This window comes from Halorarius litoreus (genome assembly GCF_024362405.1).
Lineage (GTDB): Archaea > Halobacteriota > Halobacteria > Halobacteriales > Haloarculaceae > Halorarius > Halorarius litoreus.
This window is the reverse complement of the sequence record NZ_CP101454.1, coordinates 321,332-335,715: the sequence shown is the minus strand read 5'-3', so window position 1 is coordinate 335,715 and position 14,384 is coordinate 321,332. Positions and strand designations below refer to the sequence as shown.

The window sequence follows — 14,384 nt, the reverse complement described above, 5'->3', positions numbered from 1 at the left end:
ATGAGCGCGGACCGGCCCGCCGTCCGAGAACTCCAGAAACTGCTGGACGTGCGAGCACCCGCGCTGCTCGAAGCGGCGTTCGACGCCGGGCTCGGGGAGGTACTGGTCGCCGACGCTGGCGGCGAGGCGCTCGTCGGCTACGCGCTCGCGGTGCCGGGCGACGAGTCGGCCGAACCGAGCATCGTCTACCTCGCCGAACTCGTCGTCGCGCCCGGCGTCCGGCGGCAGGGCTGGGGGACGGCGCTGCTCGATGCCGTCTGCGCCGAACTCGACGGCTACGACCAGCTCCGGCTCACGGTTCGCGAGGACGACACTGCGGCTCGAGCGTTCTATCGCGACCGCGGGTTCTGGGAACTCGCCGACCTCCCCGACCATTTCGACGGCGAGGACGGGCGGCTACTGGTCCGCGACCTCGCGTAGCTCGTCGACCGTTCTGACGCGAACGCTCGTCGGCTTCTTCACGAACTCGCCTTCGCTCGCCGCGACGACCTGGTCGACGCCCCGCTGGGCGGCCACGTCGAGTAGCCGCTGGCTGACCTCGCCATCGAGGACGACCGCGGCGGGCACGGCGTCGGCGTCGCGGAGGAGGTCGAACGCCTCGCTGGCGTCGCCCTCCGCGAGCGTGTCGAACGTCTCGGAGAGCAGCCGGACGCGCCCGGTCCCGTCGTCGATGACGGCCGCGACGTGCCCGTGGAGGGTCTTCGGCTCGCGGTCGACGGACGCTGACTCCGAGTCCTCGGCCGTCGATTCCGCTGTCGTCTCGCCGTCCGACTCGTCCGCCTCGGTCACCTCGACCTCGGTCGCCTCGCCGACGGCGTCGACGACCGACTCCTCGGGGGTCCGAGTGGATGTGGGCTCTCCGGCTGGGTCGCGCGATTCGACGGGCGCTGGCGTCGTGCTCCCGTCGGTCGCGGCGACGGCTTCGCGGGGGGTCTCGGCGCTGACGACCGCGTCGTACGACACCTTGTCGCGGAGCGCGGCCATCACCTCGTGGCGGTCGAGGTCCTCGACCGAGCGGTTTCGCGGGGCAAACGCGACGTAGTCGATGTCACCGACCTGTGCCAGCTCTTTCAGGATGAGGTCGCCGCCGCGGTCCCCATCGAGGAAGGCGGTGACGGTCCGTTCGCCGGTGAGTTTCGCCACCGCCTCGGGGATGTTCGTCCCCTCGACGGCGACGGCGGTCTTGATGCCGTACTTCAGCAGCTGGAGCACGTCGGCGCGTCCCTCGACGATGATGATGGCGTCAGAGTCGGCGACCCGCGGGCCCGCAGGGTAGCCCTCGTACTCGGTGATGTCCTCGACCCGGATGGCGCGTCGGACCTCCTCGACGAGCTCCTGACTGGAGAGTATCGAGCCGTCGAACGCCTCCGCGAGGAGGGTCTTCGCCCGCTCGACGACCTGGCGGCGCTTGGCCGCGCGGACGTCCTCGATGGAGTCGACGTCGATGGTCGACTCACAGGGGCCGACCCGGTCGATGGTTTCGAGTGCGGCCGCGAGGATGGCGGTTTCGACCTTGTCGAGCGACGTGGCGATGGTGATCTCGCCGAACGACTGGCCGTTCTCCGATGCGATATCCACGTCGATTCTGCCGACCTTCGAGGAGTCCTGGAGGTCGCGGAGGTCGAGGTCGTCGCCGAGCAACCCCTCGGTTTGCCCGAAGACGGCCCCCACGACGTCCGACCGTTCGACCACCCCGTCGGCGGTGATGTCGGCGTGGATGAGATATTTTGCTGTGTCCTGCATGAGTGAACTGCCCCGGACGGGGCGGTGAATGGTGATGGTGATGCCACGATGGAGTCGTGACCAAACCTATCTGACTCGCTACAGGCGGTAAAGCATACCGACTCGTGCAACCCGACGGCCGCCGCTGGTCGCTTTTACTCGTCGCCGGTTCCATCGCGGGCTTCCAATCTGCGTGGCTCGTCACCGATTCACCCACGGCTGCGCCAGTTCGATACTCTTCTGTGAATAACTTTCTTCTTCGATGTTCGAGACTGTTGGTGGAAAAGCAATCTTTAGGTTACTTCGGCGGCATTCTACCCTCACACATGGCAGAGACTGATGCGGTCTCCCCCGCCGGCGCGTCGGTGTCGCGGGTGGAGAAGGCCCTGTGGGCGCTAACGCTCCTCGTCGTCGTCGCCCTCGCGGTTCCGTGGTTCCTCTGGCGGTCGTCGTCGGTGGCGTTCGGGCTCCCCGTCTGGCTCTGGTGGCACATCGGCTGGATGGGGCTCGCCGCGGTCGTGTTCTACGCCTTCGGCCAGCGCGCCTGGGGGCTGGGGGTCGAAACATGAGCCGCGTGGTGCGACCGCAGGGAGCGCCACGGAGTTGCGAACGGCGACGAGGTGGAGCTGTGAGCCGCGAGGTCGAGTGCAACGAGACCTCGGTGAGAGCGAACGGTGACCGGAGTCCTCGTGAACGAGTAGAGCGAGTGAACGAGGGCCTTGCCGGGCGACCGGAGGGAGTCCGGTGGAGGGAACCGTGAGCGCGCTCACCGTCCAGCTCGGCATCATCGGCGCATACCTGCTGGTGGCGCTCGCCATCGGCCTCGTCGCCTACCGTGTCGCGGACCGCACCGCCGAGGACTACTACCTCGCCGGCCGGACGCTCGGCACCGTCGTCCTGCTGTTCACGACGTTCGCCACCCTGTTGTCGGCGTACACGTTCTTCGGCGGCCCGGACACCGCGTTCGCGCTCGGCCCCGAGTGGATTCTCGTGATGGGCCTGATGGACGGCGTGCTGTTCGCGCTGCTCTGGTACGTCATCGGCTACAAGCAGTGGCTCGTCGGGAAGGCGCAGGGCTACGTCACCCTCGGCGAGATGCTCGGGGACCGCTTCGGCTCCGTGGGGCTCCGGGTGCTCGTCGCGGCCATCTCGCTGTTCTGGCTGTTCCCGTACGTGATGCTCCAGCAGAAGGGCGCGGGCCTCGCCATCTCCGGGCTGACCGAAGGTGCAGTGCCGCTGTGGGTCGGCGCTGGCGGCATCACGCTGTTCATGATCGCGTACGTCGTCGTCAGCGGGATGCGCGGCGTCGCGTGGACCGACACGCTGCAGGGGGTGTTCATGCTCGTGCTCGTCTGGGCAGCGTTCGCCTGGATTCTCTCTGCTGTGGGCGGGCTCGAGGTGGCCACCGGCTCGCTCGCCGAGAACGCCCCCGAGTACCTCGCGCTTGGCGGCGGCGCGTACTCGATGCAGTTCGTCCTCGGGACGGCGCTCTACATCGCGTTCGGCGTCACGATGTTTCCCCAGATCAACCAACGGTTCTTCGCCGCCCGCTCGAAGGATGTCCTGAAGAAGACGTTCTCGCTGTGGCCGATCCTCGTCCTCCTCCTCTTCGTCCCGGCGTTCCTCCTCGGCGCGTGGGCGAAGGGCCTCGGCGTCACGGTCGCGGAGGGCCAGAGCGTCCTCCCCGTCCTCTTGCGCGAGTTCACGCCGACGTGGTTCGCCGCGCTCGTCATCGCCGGCGCGCTCGCCGCGATGATGTCGTCGAGCGACTCGATGCTGCTCTCGGGGTCGTCGTATCTCACGCGCGACCTCTATCGGCCCCTCGTCTCGAACGCGACCCGTGAGGACCTCGTCGCCCGTGTCGGCGTCGCCGTGTTCGCCATCCTCTCGTTCGGCGCCTCGCTGGTCGCCGAGGGGACGCTCGTCCAGATCGGTAACACCGCCTTCGGTGGGTTCGCCCAGCTCGCGCTCCCGGTGATGGTCGCGCTCTACTGGCCCGGGACGACGAAGTGGGGGATGTACGCCGGCGTCGGCCTCACCCAGCTGTTCTACCTCGCCAGCGTGTTCCTCGCACAGGTGCCGGGGAGCTACCTCGGGTGGCCCGCCGCCGTCGTCGGGATGGTGCTCGGACTCGTCCTCACCGTGGGCGTCTCCGCCGTGACCTCCCCGGCGTTCGAGGAGGACAGCAGCGTCTACTTCGAGGGCCTCCGCGCGGACTGAGCGCCGGCCACTCGGCCGGCGCGGACTCGATGCTCGCCACGGGAACTGCTAGATTATGCTGTCAGCGAGCCATACACGAGGGATATGTCACTCACTGCGGACTCCCCGAGCGCGGATGCGGCGGCGGACGTCATCGAGAACCCCCTCATGGGCGAGCGCGTGACGTTCTTCCAGCGCGGCGAGGACACGGGCGGTGAACTCCTCGAGTTCGAGGTCGCCGCCGAACCGTTTGCGGCCGGTCCGCCCGAGCACGTCCACGAACGCCAGGAGGAGTTCTTCGAGATCCTCGCGGGGACGTTCACGGGACTCGTCGACGGCGAGGAGATCGAGCTGACCGCCGGCGACACCTACACGATCCCGGCGGGCACGCCCCACCGGTGGTGGAACGCCCACGACGAGGCGTTGGTCGCTCGCGTCGAGGTCCGTCCCGCCCTCGAGATGGCGGCGTTCCTCGAGACCGTCTACGGACTCGCTCGCGACGGCAAACTGACCAGCGACGGCGGCGGCAACCCCCTCCAGATGGCCGTCATCGGGCAGCACTACTGGGAGACCAACCACTTGGCGAGCCCGCCAGCCGCCGTCCAGAAGGCTGCGTTCACGGTCCTCGCGCCCGTCGGTCGCCTGCTCGGCTACCGAGCGTACTACCCGGAGTACAGCCCCAGACACCGCGAGTGAGGCGTACGCAGACTGATACCCTCCGGCGACCTATCTGAGCTATGCCCGTCGCACCGAACGCGCTGGAACGGCTCGTCCTGCTCCGCCTGAACCGTGGCCCCGGCCCCGTACTCGACCTCGTGGGCGGCGCCAGCGAGCGTGCGGTCGGTCTCGCGCTCGAGATGGGCGTGTTCGACGCGCTGGCGGACAAGCCCGCGACCCTGCCCGAACTCGCCGAGTGGGTCGACTGCGCCCCGGAGGGGCTCGACCCCCTGCTCGGCTTCCTCGTCGCGCTCGGCTACCTCTCCCGTGACGGCGACGACTACGCCAACACGGCGATGACGCGCGCGTGGCTGCTCGACGACCCCGAGAGCGTCGCGCCCTGGCTCCGGTTCTGGGACGAGGTCGCCTTCCCGTTCTGGGACGAACACCTCGAGACTGCGGTCCGGACCGGCAACCCACCACAGACGCTCTACGAGTGGCTCGACGACCACCCCGAACACTGGCGGGTGACCCACGAGGGGTTCCGTGCGGCCGCCGCCGTCCTCGCGCCCGCCGTCATCGGGAAGCTCGACCTCCCCGAGGGCGCCCGCGTCCTCGACGTCGGCGGTGGCCACGGGCTCTACGCCGCGGAACTCGCCGCCGAGAACCCCGACGCGACCGTGACCGTGTTCGACAGCGAACACGCCCGCGAGGTCGCCACCGAGACCGCAGAACAGGCCGGCGCTGGCTACCGCATCGCCTTTGAGGCGGGCGACTACACGACCGACCCGCTCGACTCCGACGGCGAGGGCTACGACGTCGCGCTGCTGTTCAACGTCGTCCACGCCCACGACGGCGCGGAGACCACCGCACTCCTCGAACGCGTCCACGAGGCGCTCCGCCCCGGCGGCACGCTGTACGTCCTCGACCAGTTCGAGGGCACCGCCCGGACGGCGCTGGGCCGCGCGACGGTCGGGTTCGTCGGGCTCACGTATCTGGTGACGCTCGGCCAGCGCGCCCACACGGTCGACGACGTGGAGGACTGGCTGGAGGAGGCGGGGTTCACGGTCGAGGGACGCGAGTCGTTCCTCACCGCACCGGGGCTGTCGCTGTTCGTCGCGGAACGGACGAACTGAACGCTTTTCCCGGCCTCGGCCGAACCCCCGGCCATGCAGACCCACATCGTGCCGGTTGGGTTCGATTACGACCGGCTCATCGCCCCGCTGGTCCGCGACCGGCTCTCGGTGGACCGGGTCGTCCTGCTGGAGGGGGCGGTGGGCAGCGAGGCGAACGTGGAGTACTCTCGCAATCTGGGCGCGAAACTGGAGAAGGACTTCCGGAACCTGCTGGGCGCGGAGACGGACCGCTACGCCGTCGGCGACGTCTACGACTACGACGCGGCGTTCGAGCAGGCGTACGACCTCATCAACGCCGAACTCGACGCGGGCAACGAGGTCTGGGTGAACATCTCCTCGATGCCGCGGACGGTGTCGTTCGCGTTCGCGACGGCGGCGCACTCCATCGCCGTCGAGCGCGAGGAGGACCGCGACGACATCCACACTTACTACACGGCCCCCGAGAAGTACCTGGAGACGGAACTCGCCGAGGCGCTCCGCACGCAGACCGACCTCCTCGAAGACCTGCTCGCCGAGGGTGCCGCCGACGACCGCATCCGCGACCGGGTGGATGCGGCGAACGAACTGCTCGCGGAGTTCGACGAACGTGGCACGACCATCGGCGCGAAGAAGTTCGGTGACTCGCACATCGTCGAACTCCCCGTCGCCTCGTTCTCGAACGTCAAACCCTTCGAGGAACTCATCCTCTTCACCCTGGGTGAACACGGCGTGTTCGAGTCGGTGAGCGAGTTGGCCCAGACGCTCGCCCGTGAACTCGGCGAGGAGTACACCGACTCCTTCCGGTCGAAGGTCATCTACAACGTCGATCGACTGGGTCCCGGTGGGAAGGGGTACATCGAGCAGGAAGAACACGGGAAGTCGTACCGGACGCGGCTCTCTCGGATTGGAGAGTTGTGGGTGCGCGCGCACACGACGGACGAGTTCGACTAGGGATTGTCTCCGCTCACTCGGCGCTGTTGAAATTCTCCGCGTTTGATAGTTTCGGCGTGCTGCATAGAGAGGGTTTATGCAGCAGTTTGGTAGCGGCAGCAAACCTCGTCATCCGTGTGGTTTCATAGGTCTTCTTGCCGTATCTGGCGAGAATATCAACACTTCGACGACCCACATATCACTTTAAGATTGAGCTTGATACTACTCTTTCAAATCCTCGATAAGTTCAGCCTGAACCTCTTGGAGTTCCATCAACCGATGCCATTGATGTAACAGCAAGTTATCGAGCTTTTCGTGCAGTTGGCGGATTTCGAGTTCGGCTTTTAGATTGACCTCGTAGTCGTGCTCACTTCGTGCACGATCTTTCGCCTCCTGTCGGTTCTGACTCATCATGATGATTGGCGCCTGAATGGCAGCAAGGCAAGACAACACGAGATTTAGAAGAATAAAGGGATACGGGTCGAACGCTTGTGTCAGAGCAATCGCATTGGTGAGTACCCAGATTCCGAGAAAGAGTGCGAAAAGTCCGAGGAAGGTCCAACTCCCACCGAAATTAGAGAGCCGATCAGCTGCTAGCTCACCGAGTGATAGCTTCTCTTCGAAACTCGCGTCAACGTTCTCGGAAACCAGTGACCGTCCCCCAATCGCCTCTAGCACGTCTCGCTCGGTTCGCGTAAGTTCGGTCTGATCTCGATGGACTAACTCGTGGACTTGGGCCATCCGATACCGATGAAGGTCCTCAGAACAGACCACATCGTCGACGGACCAACGGGGGTGATCTCGTTTGATCAACTCGACGACCGACGGACGCAAGAGGACTCCTGAAACGAAATCGTTTTTCGATTTCTGTTCCCTGCAAATAGGACAGGTTCTCGTTTCAGAGTGATCGGATGATTCGGAGTCAGGCATAAACCAGGTAGTCTCTGCCCAAAGAAAAGTTCAACACCCTGTTATCGGAGGTAGCGTTCGAATCCCCTTCGCAATATGATGCTGATGATCTTCGGTTTCGCTGACCTACGGGAACTATGCGTCCATAGTTACCACTGTTTAGGTATGGGTGTGCCTGCAAGACACGCGCCCTGTATGCAGCACGACCACAATATCCTATCACAGACCGATAAGATAGAGCAATCTTCGCCCGGTTCGGCTGCTCAGCGTCAGTGTCGGTCTGACATCGTACGAACGTCACCTCCGCGAGTACCTCAACAGGTGTGTCTGATGCCCCGTTTCTTGCCAGGAGAAAATAGATGACACGGAAGGACGTAGCCGAGTATATGAGTAACGAGACCGCGAACGGCTCCACGTCGGCCAATGCCCACACCGTCGCAGCAGAGGCGTTCGTCGACCAAGCGCGGTCTCAGCATGGCGGTGACATCGCCGAGCTGTACGTCTTCGGCTCGACGATTCGCGGCGAAACTCGCGGACTTGCCAGCGACGTTGACGTTCTCGTTGTCCTCGATGACGATGCTGACCAGGACGCCGTCGCCGATTCGCTCCGTGACCTCGCCTATGATACGATGCTCGAATACGGGCCTGTCGTCGAACTCCACATCCTCTCGGAGACCGCATTCGAACGTCACCGGCACGAGGGCAACCCCTTCATCAGAAATATCGTTACTGAGGGGCGTTCGTATGCCTGATGGTGATACCCCCGGAGAAGCCGTAATCGAAGACCAACTCCGGCAAGCTCGCCAAGCGCTGGCGGATGCCGACGGTGCGCGGGATGCACAGCTCTCTGACGCGCTTGTCATCAATCGGCTGTACTACGCTTGCTTCCACGCCGCACAGGCTGTCCTTTACCACCGGGGCACGATCCCACTAGCCACGGAGGTGTGCTCTCCCTCTTCGGGTCCGAAGTTGTCGTCGCTGGTGACGCGTCACGTGCGGATGGCCGTTTTCTGAACGACCTTTCAGAGCTCCGTAAGCAAGCCGACTACGGCTACGGAGAACTCGACGAAAACGTCGACGCCTCGTCTCTAAGATGGAAGCACTGTGTTCCGTGTCCGAAGAGTAATTCGACGCGGCACTCGGTTCGCCAGCTTTGACCGGAGCCAGAGACTCTGTCATGTCGAGGTCGTAACTCCACTCGCGAAGCACTTCGACAACCTGTCCACCACTGCGGGTTTCAACGGAGTCTCTCACTCCGGTACAAACGTGGATGCCGGTGAAACCACCTCGAAAGCGCCGACCATCCGTTCACTTTCGCCCATGTTCTCCTTGGTCGAGCGCGACGACCGCACACGCCGACGAAACGCCTAAGTCTCCGACGCGGCTTCTCACGGGTATGCAGACGCCCACCTTCGCAGGCCGTGCTGGTGAGGCGTCCGTCCGCGTCGTCGTACCCGTAGGCCCCCGCTAGGGGCCACACATCTTCTTCCGACGGCGACGAACCGCTTTCGAACAGCCTAAGCGACGGACGCAGCATTCACGCACATGAGCAACCAGGAGCAGGAACATCGCGACCCGGAGTCCGGCCTCGACGGGGCGTACGACCCCTCGGAGACCGAGCCGAAGTGGCAGCAGCGCTGGCTCGACGAGGAGACGTACGCCTACGGCGACGAGACCACCGACCCGAACACCATCTACAGCATCGACACCCCACCGCCCACGGTCTCGGGCAGCCTACACATGGGTCACCTCTACGGCTCGACCCTGCAGGACTTCGCCGCCCGCTACCACCGGATGAAAGAGGGCGACGTGTTCTTCCCGTTCGGCTACGACGACAATGGCATCGCCTCCGAGCGACTGACGGAGCGAGAACTCGACATCCGGCACCAGGACTACGAGCGCCGGGAGTTCCAGGAGCTGTGCCGGGAGGTCTGCCGCGAGTACGAGGCGCAGTTCACCGAGGAGATGCAGTCGCTCGCGGTCTCCATCGACTGGAACAACACGTACAAGACCATCGAGCCGCGCGTCCAGCGGCTCTCACAGCTCTCGTTCATCGATCTCTACGAGCAGGGCCGGGAGTATCGACAACGAGGCCCGGCCATCTGGTGTCCGGACTGTGAGACCGCCATCTCGCAGGTCGAGACCGAGGACGCCGAGCGCGACTCCCACTACAACGACATCACGTTCGAACTCGTAGACCACCCCGAGCGCGAGGCTTCAGCCTCGGAATCGTCGAGCGGTGAGCGGAGCGAGCCGCGAGACCGCGACGGCGTCACCATCGCCACCACGCGCCCCGAACTCCTCCCGGCGTGTGTGGCGATGTTCGTCCACCCCGACGACGACGCGAATCAGGACCTCGTCGGGAAGACGGCGCGCGTCCCGCTGTTCGGCCACGAGGTCCCCATCTACGAAGACGAGCGCGTGGACATGGAGAAGGGGACGGGCGTCGTCATGTGCTGTACGTTCGGCGACCAGAACGACATCGAGTGGTACCAGGCGCACGACCTCGATTTACGGGTGGCCATCGACGAGTCGGCGACGATGACCGACCTCTCGGGCGAGTACACCGGCATGTCCACCCACGAGGCCCGCGAGGCCATCGTCGAGGAGCTCGACGCCGAGGGCTACCTCGAAGGGCGGCGCGCCATCACCCACGCCGTGCAGGTCCACGAGCGGTGTGAGACGGACATCGAGTTCCGGGTGACCGACCAGTGGTACGTGAAGATGCTCGACCGCAAGGAGGAGTATCTGGAGGCGGGCCGCTCGATGGACTGGTACCCCGAGAAGATGTTCACCCGGTACAAACACTGGGTCGAGGGGCTGGAGTGGGACTGGTGTATCTCCCGCCAGCGCGACTCGGGGATTCCGTTCCCGGTCTGGTACTGTGACGACTGCGGCGACCCCGTGCTCGCGCGCCGCGAGGACCTGCCGGTCGACCCGCTGTCGGACGCCCCGCCCGTCGACGCGTGCCCCAAGTGCGGCCACGACGCGTTCGAGCCCGAGGAGGACGTCTTCGACACGTGGGCCACCTCGAGCCTGACGCCGCTCATCAACGCCGGCTGGGACTGGGACGCGGACCTCGGAGAGTTCACGTTCGACCACCCCGAGCTCTATCCGTTCGACCTGCGACCACAGGGCCACGACATCATCAGCTTCTGGCTGTTCCACACGGTCGTCAAGTGCTACGAACACACCGGCGAGGTGCCGTTCGAGTCGGTGATGATCAACGGTCACGTCCTCGACGCGAACCGCGAGAAGATGTCCAAATCGAAGGGCAACGTCGTGGAGCCGCAGGCCGTCCTCGAGGAGTTCCCCGTCGACGCCACGCGGTTCTGGGCTGCGGGGACGGCCGTTGGCGACGACTTCCCGTTCAAGGAGAACGACCTCGAGGCGGGCGAGAAGCTCCTGCAGAAGCTCTGGAACGCCTCGAAGCTCGTCCGAAGTCTCGCGCCGGAATCGCCCGACGAGCCCGCCGAGCTGAACGAGATGGACGAGTGGCTACTGGCCTCGATGGACGACCTCACACGCGAGGTGACCGACCACTTCGACGCCTACGAGTTCTCGAAGGCGCGCGACAAGCTCCGGTCGTTCTTCTGGCACACGTTCTGTGACGACTACCTCGAGATCGCCAAACAGCAAGACACTGCGTCGACCGCCTTCGCGCTTCGAACCGCCCACGAGCGGTTCCTGAAGCTGTTCGCGCCGTTCCTCCCGCACATCACGGAAGAGCTGTGGTACGAGATGTACGGCGACACGAGCGTCCATCGCGCCGACTGGCCCGAGCCGCTCGACTACGAAGCCGACCGTGAGGCCGGCGAGACCGCGCTCGAAGTCGTGGGGGCGCTCCGCGGCTACAAGACCGACAACGGGCTGGCGCTCAACGCCGACCTCGACTCGGTCGCCGTGTACGGCCCCATCGAGGGATTCGAGGACGCCATCGCCGGGGCGATGCACGTCGCGGCGCTCGAACGACTCGACGAGGCGCCGGACATCACCAGCGAAATCGCGGACATCGACCTCGACTACTCGCTCGTCGGTCCGGAGTTCGGGAGCAAGGTGGGCGACATCGAGGCCGCCATCGCACAGGGCGACTACGAGATTCGCGACGGTGAACTCCACGTCGCGGACGTGACGCTGAGCGAGGAGATGTTCGCGGTCGAGGAGGCCCGGACCTACTCCGGCGAGGGCGAGTTCGTCGAGACGGAGCACGCCATCGTCATCGTCCGGTAGGCGGTCCTTCTCTCACTTCAACTTCCACGCTCGCGTCGCGAGCGCGAGGAACACACACAGCATCGTGAGCACGACCGCGCCCGCGGCAGCCACGTCGTGGGCTGGCAGCCCGTGGTTCAGCCCGCCCGAGGCGAGTTCGGCGGTGAGGAACGTGTGGTGTGGCTCGCCGACGATGGGCACGAAGTAGTCGACCACGTCGTTGACGCCGTACCACAGCAGCGCCACCGCCACGGCCCGCACCGGGAAGCCGGCGTAGCGGTGGATGAGGAACGCCTGCACGACCATCGCGAGGTGGCTGCCGACGAGGAACGCGTAGAGGCCGTACTCCCAGACGAACCCGAGGGCCCCGAGCCCCGCGAGCGTCCCCGAGGGGTACTCCGCGGGGAAGACGGTGAGGACGAACGGCGTCCATGCACCGAGCTTGATACAGCCGAAGAAGGCGAGTACCGCGAGCGTCTCGGAGTGGCGGTCGAGCTTCCAGAGCGCGAGCGAGCCGGCGATGAAGAGGGTAGCGAGCGGCGAATCGGGAACGAACGGCCACATCACGGGATCGGTGACCGAGAACTGGAACGAGTAAAACCAGAACCCGAAGGCCGTGCCCGCGAGGTTGATGAGAACGACGACCCACGCGAGTCGGAGGCCGAACTCCTCCAGCCAGTCCGGCAGGGGCGCGACGTACCACGGGAGGGGTTCGGGCTCCGGCACCGACTCGTCGCCGCCGGGGGCGTACCGTGCGGCGAGGGCGTTCAGCCGGTCGCCGACGCGGACGGACATACTCGGGTGCAGGAACCCCCCCAAGAAAAACACGCCGGAGGAGTGTGGACGGCACGCCCACGGCTCGCTCGGGTGGCGCCTTCACTGGTCGCGCCACACTGCGTTCGCGTCCCCCCGCTGCTCGCGGGTCGTCCCTCCCCGCTCGCGGTTCGGTGGCGTGAGCGGAGCGAACGCCACCCAAAGGACACGCGTTAAGTGCGTCCCCTCCTAATTTCACTGCATGACCGAAACCGACCTCGAGGAGCTTCGTCGGGGGACGGACCTCGTGAAGCGCGGGTTCGCGAAGATGCAGAAGGGCGGCGTCATCATGGACGTCGTCACCCGCGAGCAGGCCCGCGTCGCCGAGGACGCCGGTGCCGTCGCCGTCATGTCGCTGGAAGCCGTGCCCGCCGACATCCGCAAGCGCGGCGGCGTCGCGCGCATGGCCGACCCCGGCATGCTCGAAGAGATCATCGACGAGGTCTCCATCCCCGTCATGGGCAAGTGCCGCATCGGCCACACCGCCGAAGCGCAGATTCTGGAGGCGACGGGCGCCGACATGCTCGACGAGTCGGAGGTGCTCACCACGGCGGACGAGCGCTACCACATCGACAAGCGCGAGTTCACCGCGCCGTTCGTCTGCGGCGCGCGGAACCTCGGGGAGGCGCTCCGCCGCATCGACGAGGGCGCCGCGATGATTCGCACGAAGGGAGAGGCCGGTACGGGCGACGTGAACCAGGCCGTCACCCACCAGCGCAACATCCAGCGCTCGATTCGCAAGCTCTCCGGGATGAACTACGAGGAGCGCGACGAGTGGGCCCGCAAGAACGAGGCCCCCCGCGACCTCGTCCACGAGACGGCCGAGATGGGCCGGCTCCCCGTCGTCAACTTCGCGGCTGGCGGCATCGCGACGCCCGCCGACGCGGCACTGATGATGCAGCTCGGCTGTGACGGCATCTTCGTCGGCTCCGGCATCTTCGGCGCCGAAGACCCCCAGAAGATGGGCGAGGCCATCGTCGAAGCCGTCAACAACTACGACGACCCCGAGACCCTGAAGGAGATCGCCAAGGGCATCGGGAAGGGCATGAAGGGCCAGGCGAACGAGACGATGCCCGAAGAGGAGAAGCTGCAGGGTCGCGGCGTCTAAGCACCCGCGTTTTCCCACGGCTCGCTTCGTCTGCTCACGAGCGGTGTCGCCGCCCGTTCGCCCGGCCCGCGGGAGCTTCGCTCCCGCACTGCTCGCGTTCGTCGCGGCTCAGTCCCGGATGCTCCCTACGTTCGCGTCCGGTGAACCGCTTCGCTCGTTTCACTCGCTCGCGGATGCACGTCTCGCTTGTTCATTTTCTCCCGGCTACACGACCGACGAGCCGGTCGACCACCGGCTCGTACCAGAGTCCCCACGCCAGCAGTGGATAGCCGAGCAGGTAGCCGACCGGCCACACTTCGGCGCGACAGCCGCCGCTGTGGACGACGCTGGTCGCCCACGGATACGGCAGTCCCCAGACGGTGTCGATGCCCCCGTACCACGTCACTCGGAGGGCCGTTCCCGGATCACTCCCAGTGCAGTAGACGACGAGGGCGGGAACCGTCGAGACGGCGAGCACCGCGCCGCCGAGCGCCAGTGCGAGCGCCGGCGTGCGGTCGATTTCGTCGCGGTGCTCCCGGTGGAGCCCGACGACGGTCGCACCGAGGAACCCACCGGTCAGCCCGGTCCACAGGACGAGGTGGTTGTCGCGGTTCGACGCCAGCAGGAACAACGCGAACAGATGTAACGAGACGCCGACGGCGCACAGCGCGAGAACCGCAGACAGGCGAACGCGCGTCGACCGGTCTCGGTGCTCGGACACGACCGGGAATCCAGTCGAGGCT

General features: G+C 65.8%; 13 protein-coding genes. 9 read left to right on the top strand and 4 right to left on the bottom strand.

Going from position 1 to position 14,384, the window contains the following annotated elements; all coding sequences use genetic code 11:
- Window positions 1-420 carry a GNAT family N-acetyltransferase gene (locus NL126_RS01775; RefSeq protein ID WP_255197186.1) on the top strand — a complete coding sequence of 140 codons (420 nt, stop codon included), beginning with the start codon at window positions 1-3 and terminating at the stop codon, window positions 418-420.
- Here NL126_RS01775 and dnaG read toward each other — a convergent pair.
- Window positions 397-1,743 (bottom strand): DNA primase DnaG, encoded by a 1,347-nt coding sequence (gene dnaG / locus NL126_RS01770; protein ID WP_255197185.1) that lies wholly within the window; start codon window positions 1,741-1,743, stop codon window positions 397-399. The genes NL126_RS01775 and dnaG overlap by 24 nt on opposite strands.
- A 305-nt stretch (window positions 1,744-2,048) precedes the next feature.
- On the opposite strand from dnaG, the gene NL126_RS01765 reads away from it, so the two are divergent.
- The 5 genes from NL126_RS01765 (at window position 2,049) to NL126_RS01745 (ending at window position 6,644) form a co-directional block, all read left to right on the top strand.
- Window positions 2,049-2,291 (top strand): DUF3311 domain-containing protein, encoded by a 243-nt coding sequence (locus NL126_RS01765; protein ID WP_255197184.1) that lies wholly within the window; start codon window positions 2,049-2,051, stop codon window positions 2,289-2,291.
- A gap of 187 nt (window positions 2,292-2,478) precedes the next feature.
- Window positions 2,479-3,942: a sodium:solute symporter family protein gene (locus NL126_RS01760; RefSeq protein WP_255198887.1), complete on the top strand. Its 1,464-nt coding sequence runs from the start codon at window positions 2,479-2,481 to the stop codon at window positions 3,940-3,942.
- Window positions 3,943-4,026: 84 nt separating this feature from the next.
- Window positions 4,027-4,617 (top strand): cupin domain-containing protein, encoded by a 591-nt coding sequence (locus NL126_RS01755; protein WP_255197183.1) that lies wholly within the window; start codon window positions 4,027-4,029, stop codon window positions 4,615-4,617.
- A gap of 41 nt (window positions 4,618-4,658) precedes the next feature.
- On the top strand, window positions 4,659-5,714 hold the full coding sequence (locus NL126_RS01750) for a class I SAM-dependent methyltransferase (protein WP_255197182.1): 1,056 nt from the start codon (window positions 4,659-4,661) through the stop codon (window positions 5,712-5,714).
- Between the two features lie 33 nt (window positions 5,715-5,747).
- Window positions 5,748-6,644 carry an HFX_2341 family transcriptional regulator gene (locus NL126_RS01745; RefSeq protein ID WP_255197181.1) on the top strand — a complete coding sequence of 299 codons (897 nt, stop codon included), beginning with the start codon at window positions 5,748-5,750 and terminating at the stop codon, window positions 6,642-6,644.
- A gap of 201 nt (window positions 6,645-6,845) precedes the next feature.
- On the opposite strand, the gene NL126_RS01740 is transcribed toward NL126_RS01745, so the two are convergent.
- Complete coding sequence (locus NL126_RS01740) at window positions 6,846-7,553, bottom strand: DUF1003 domain-containing protein (RefSeq protein ID WP_255197180.1); 708 nt, start codon at window positions 7,551-7,553, stop codon at window positions 6,846-6,848.
- Between the two features lie 338 nt (window positions 7,554-7,891).
- Here NL126_RS01740 and NL126_RS01735 point away from each other — a divergent pair, with 338 nt between their 5' ends.
- A complete protein-coding gene (locus NL126_RS01735) occupies window positions 7,892-8,284 on the top strand; it encodes a nucleotidyltransferase domain-containing protein (RefSeq protein WP_255197179.1) in 393 nt (130 codons plus the stop codon).
- 793 nt (window positions 8,285-9,077) lie between these two features.
- A complete protein-coding gene (locus NL126_RS01730; protein ID WP_255197178.1) occupies window positions 9,078-11,762 on the top strand; it encodes a valine--tRNA ligase in 2,685 nt (894 codons plus the stop codon).
- Between the two features lie 12 nt (window positions 11,763-11,774).
- Here the strand turns inward: NL126_RS01730 and NL126_RS01725 are convergent, their stop codons facing one another.
- Window positions 11,775-12,536: a DUF1405 domain-containing protein gene (locus NL126_RS01725; RefSeq protein WP_255197177.1), complete on the bottom strand. Its 762-nt coding sequence runs from the start codon at window positions 12,534-12,536 to the stop codon at window positions 11,775-11,777.
- A gap of 220 nt (window positions 12,537-12,756) precedes the next feature.
- On the opposite strand from NL126_RS01725, the gene pdxS reads away from it, so the two are divergent.
- Window positions 12,757-13,662: a pyridoxal 5'-phosphate synthase lyase subunit PdxS gene (gene pdxS, locus NL126_RS01720; protein ID WP_255197176.1), complete on the top strand. Its 906-nt coding sequence runs from the start codon at window positions 12,757-12,759 to the stop codon at window positions 13,660-13,662.
- A gap of 190 nt (window positions 13,663-13,852) precedes the next feature.
- Here the strand turns inward: pdxS and NL126_RS01715 are convergent, their stop codons facing one another.
- Complete coding sequence (locus NL126_RS01715) at window positions 13,853-14,362, bottom strand: hypothetical protein (protein ID WP_255197175.1); 510 nt, start codon at window positions 14,360-14,362, stop codon at window positions 13,853-13,855.
- Window positions 14,363-14,384: the final 22 nt, after the last annotated feature.

Excerpts from the sequence above, each read along its gene's own strand:
- NL126_RS01745 (WP_255197181.1), top strand. The coding sequence starts at position 5,748 with ATGCAGACCCACATCGTGCCGGTTGGGTTCGATTACGACCGGCTCATC.
- pdxS (WP_255197176.1), top strand. The coding sequence starts at position 12,757 with ATGACCGAAACCGACCTCGAGGAGCTTCGTCGGGGGACGGACCTCGTG.
- NL126_RS01750 (WP_255197182.1), top strand. The coding sequence starts at position 4,659 with ATGCCCGTCGCACCGAACGCGCTGGAACGGCTCGTCCTGCTCCGCCTG.
- NL126_RS01775 (WP_255197186.1), top strand. The coding sequence starts at position 1 with ATGAGCGCGGACCGGCCCGCCGTCCGAGAACTCCAGAAACTGCTGGAC.
- dnaG (WP_255197185.1), bottom strand. The coding sequence starts at position 1,743 with ATGCAGGACACAGCAAAATATCTCATCCACGCCGACATCACCGCCGAC.
- NL126_RS01755 (WP_255197183.1), top strand. The coding sequence starts at position 4,027 with ATGTCACTCACTGCGGACTCCCCGAGCGCGGATGCGGCGGCGGACGTC.
- NL126_RS01735 (WP_255197179.1), top strand. The coding sequence starts at position 7,892 with ATGACACGGAAGGACGTAGCCGAGTATATGAGTAACGAGACCGCGAAC.
- NL126_RS01725 (WP_255197177.1), bottom strand. The coding sequence starts at position 12,536 with ATGTCCGTCCGCGTCGGCGACCGGCTGAACGCCCTCGCCGCACGGTAC.
- NL126_RS01730 (WP_255197178.1), top strand. The coding sequence starts at position 9,078 with ATGAGCAACCAGGAGCAGGAACATCGCGACCCGGAGTCCGGCCTCGAC.
- NL126_RS01740 (WP_255197180.1), bottom strand. The coding sequence starts at position 7,553 with ATGCCTGACTCCGAATCATCCGATCACTCTGAAACGAGAACCTGTCCT.
- NL126_RS01765 (WP_255197184.1), top strand. The coding sequence starts at position 2,049 with ATGGCAGAGACTGATGCGGTCTCCCCCGCCGGCGCGTCGGTGTCGCGG.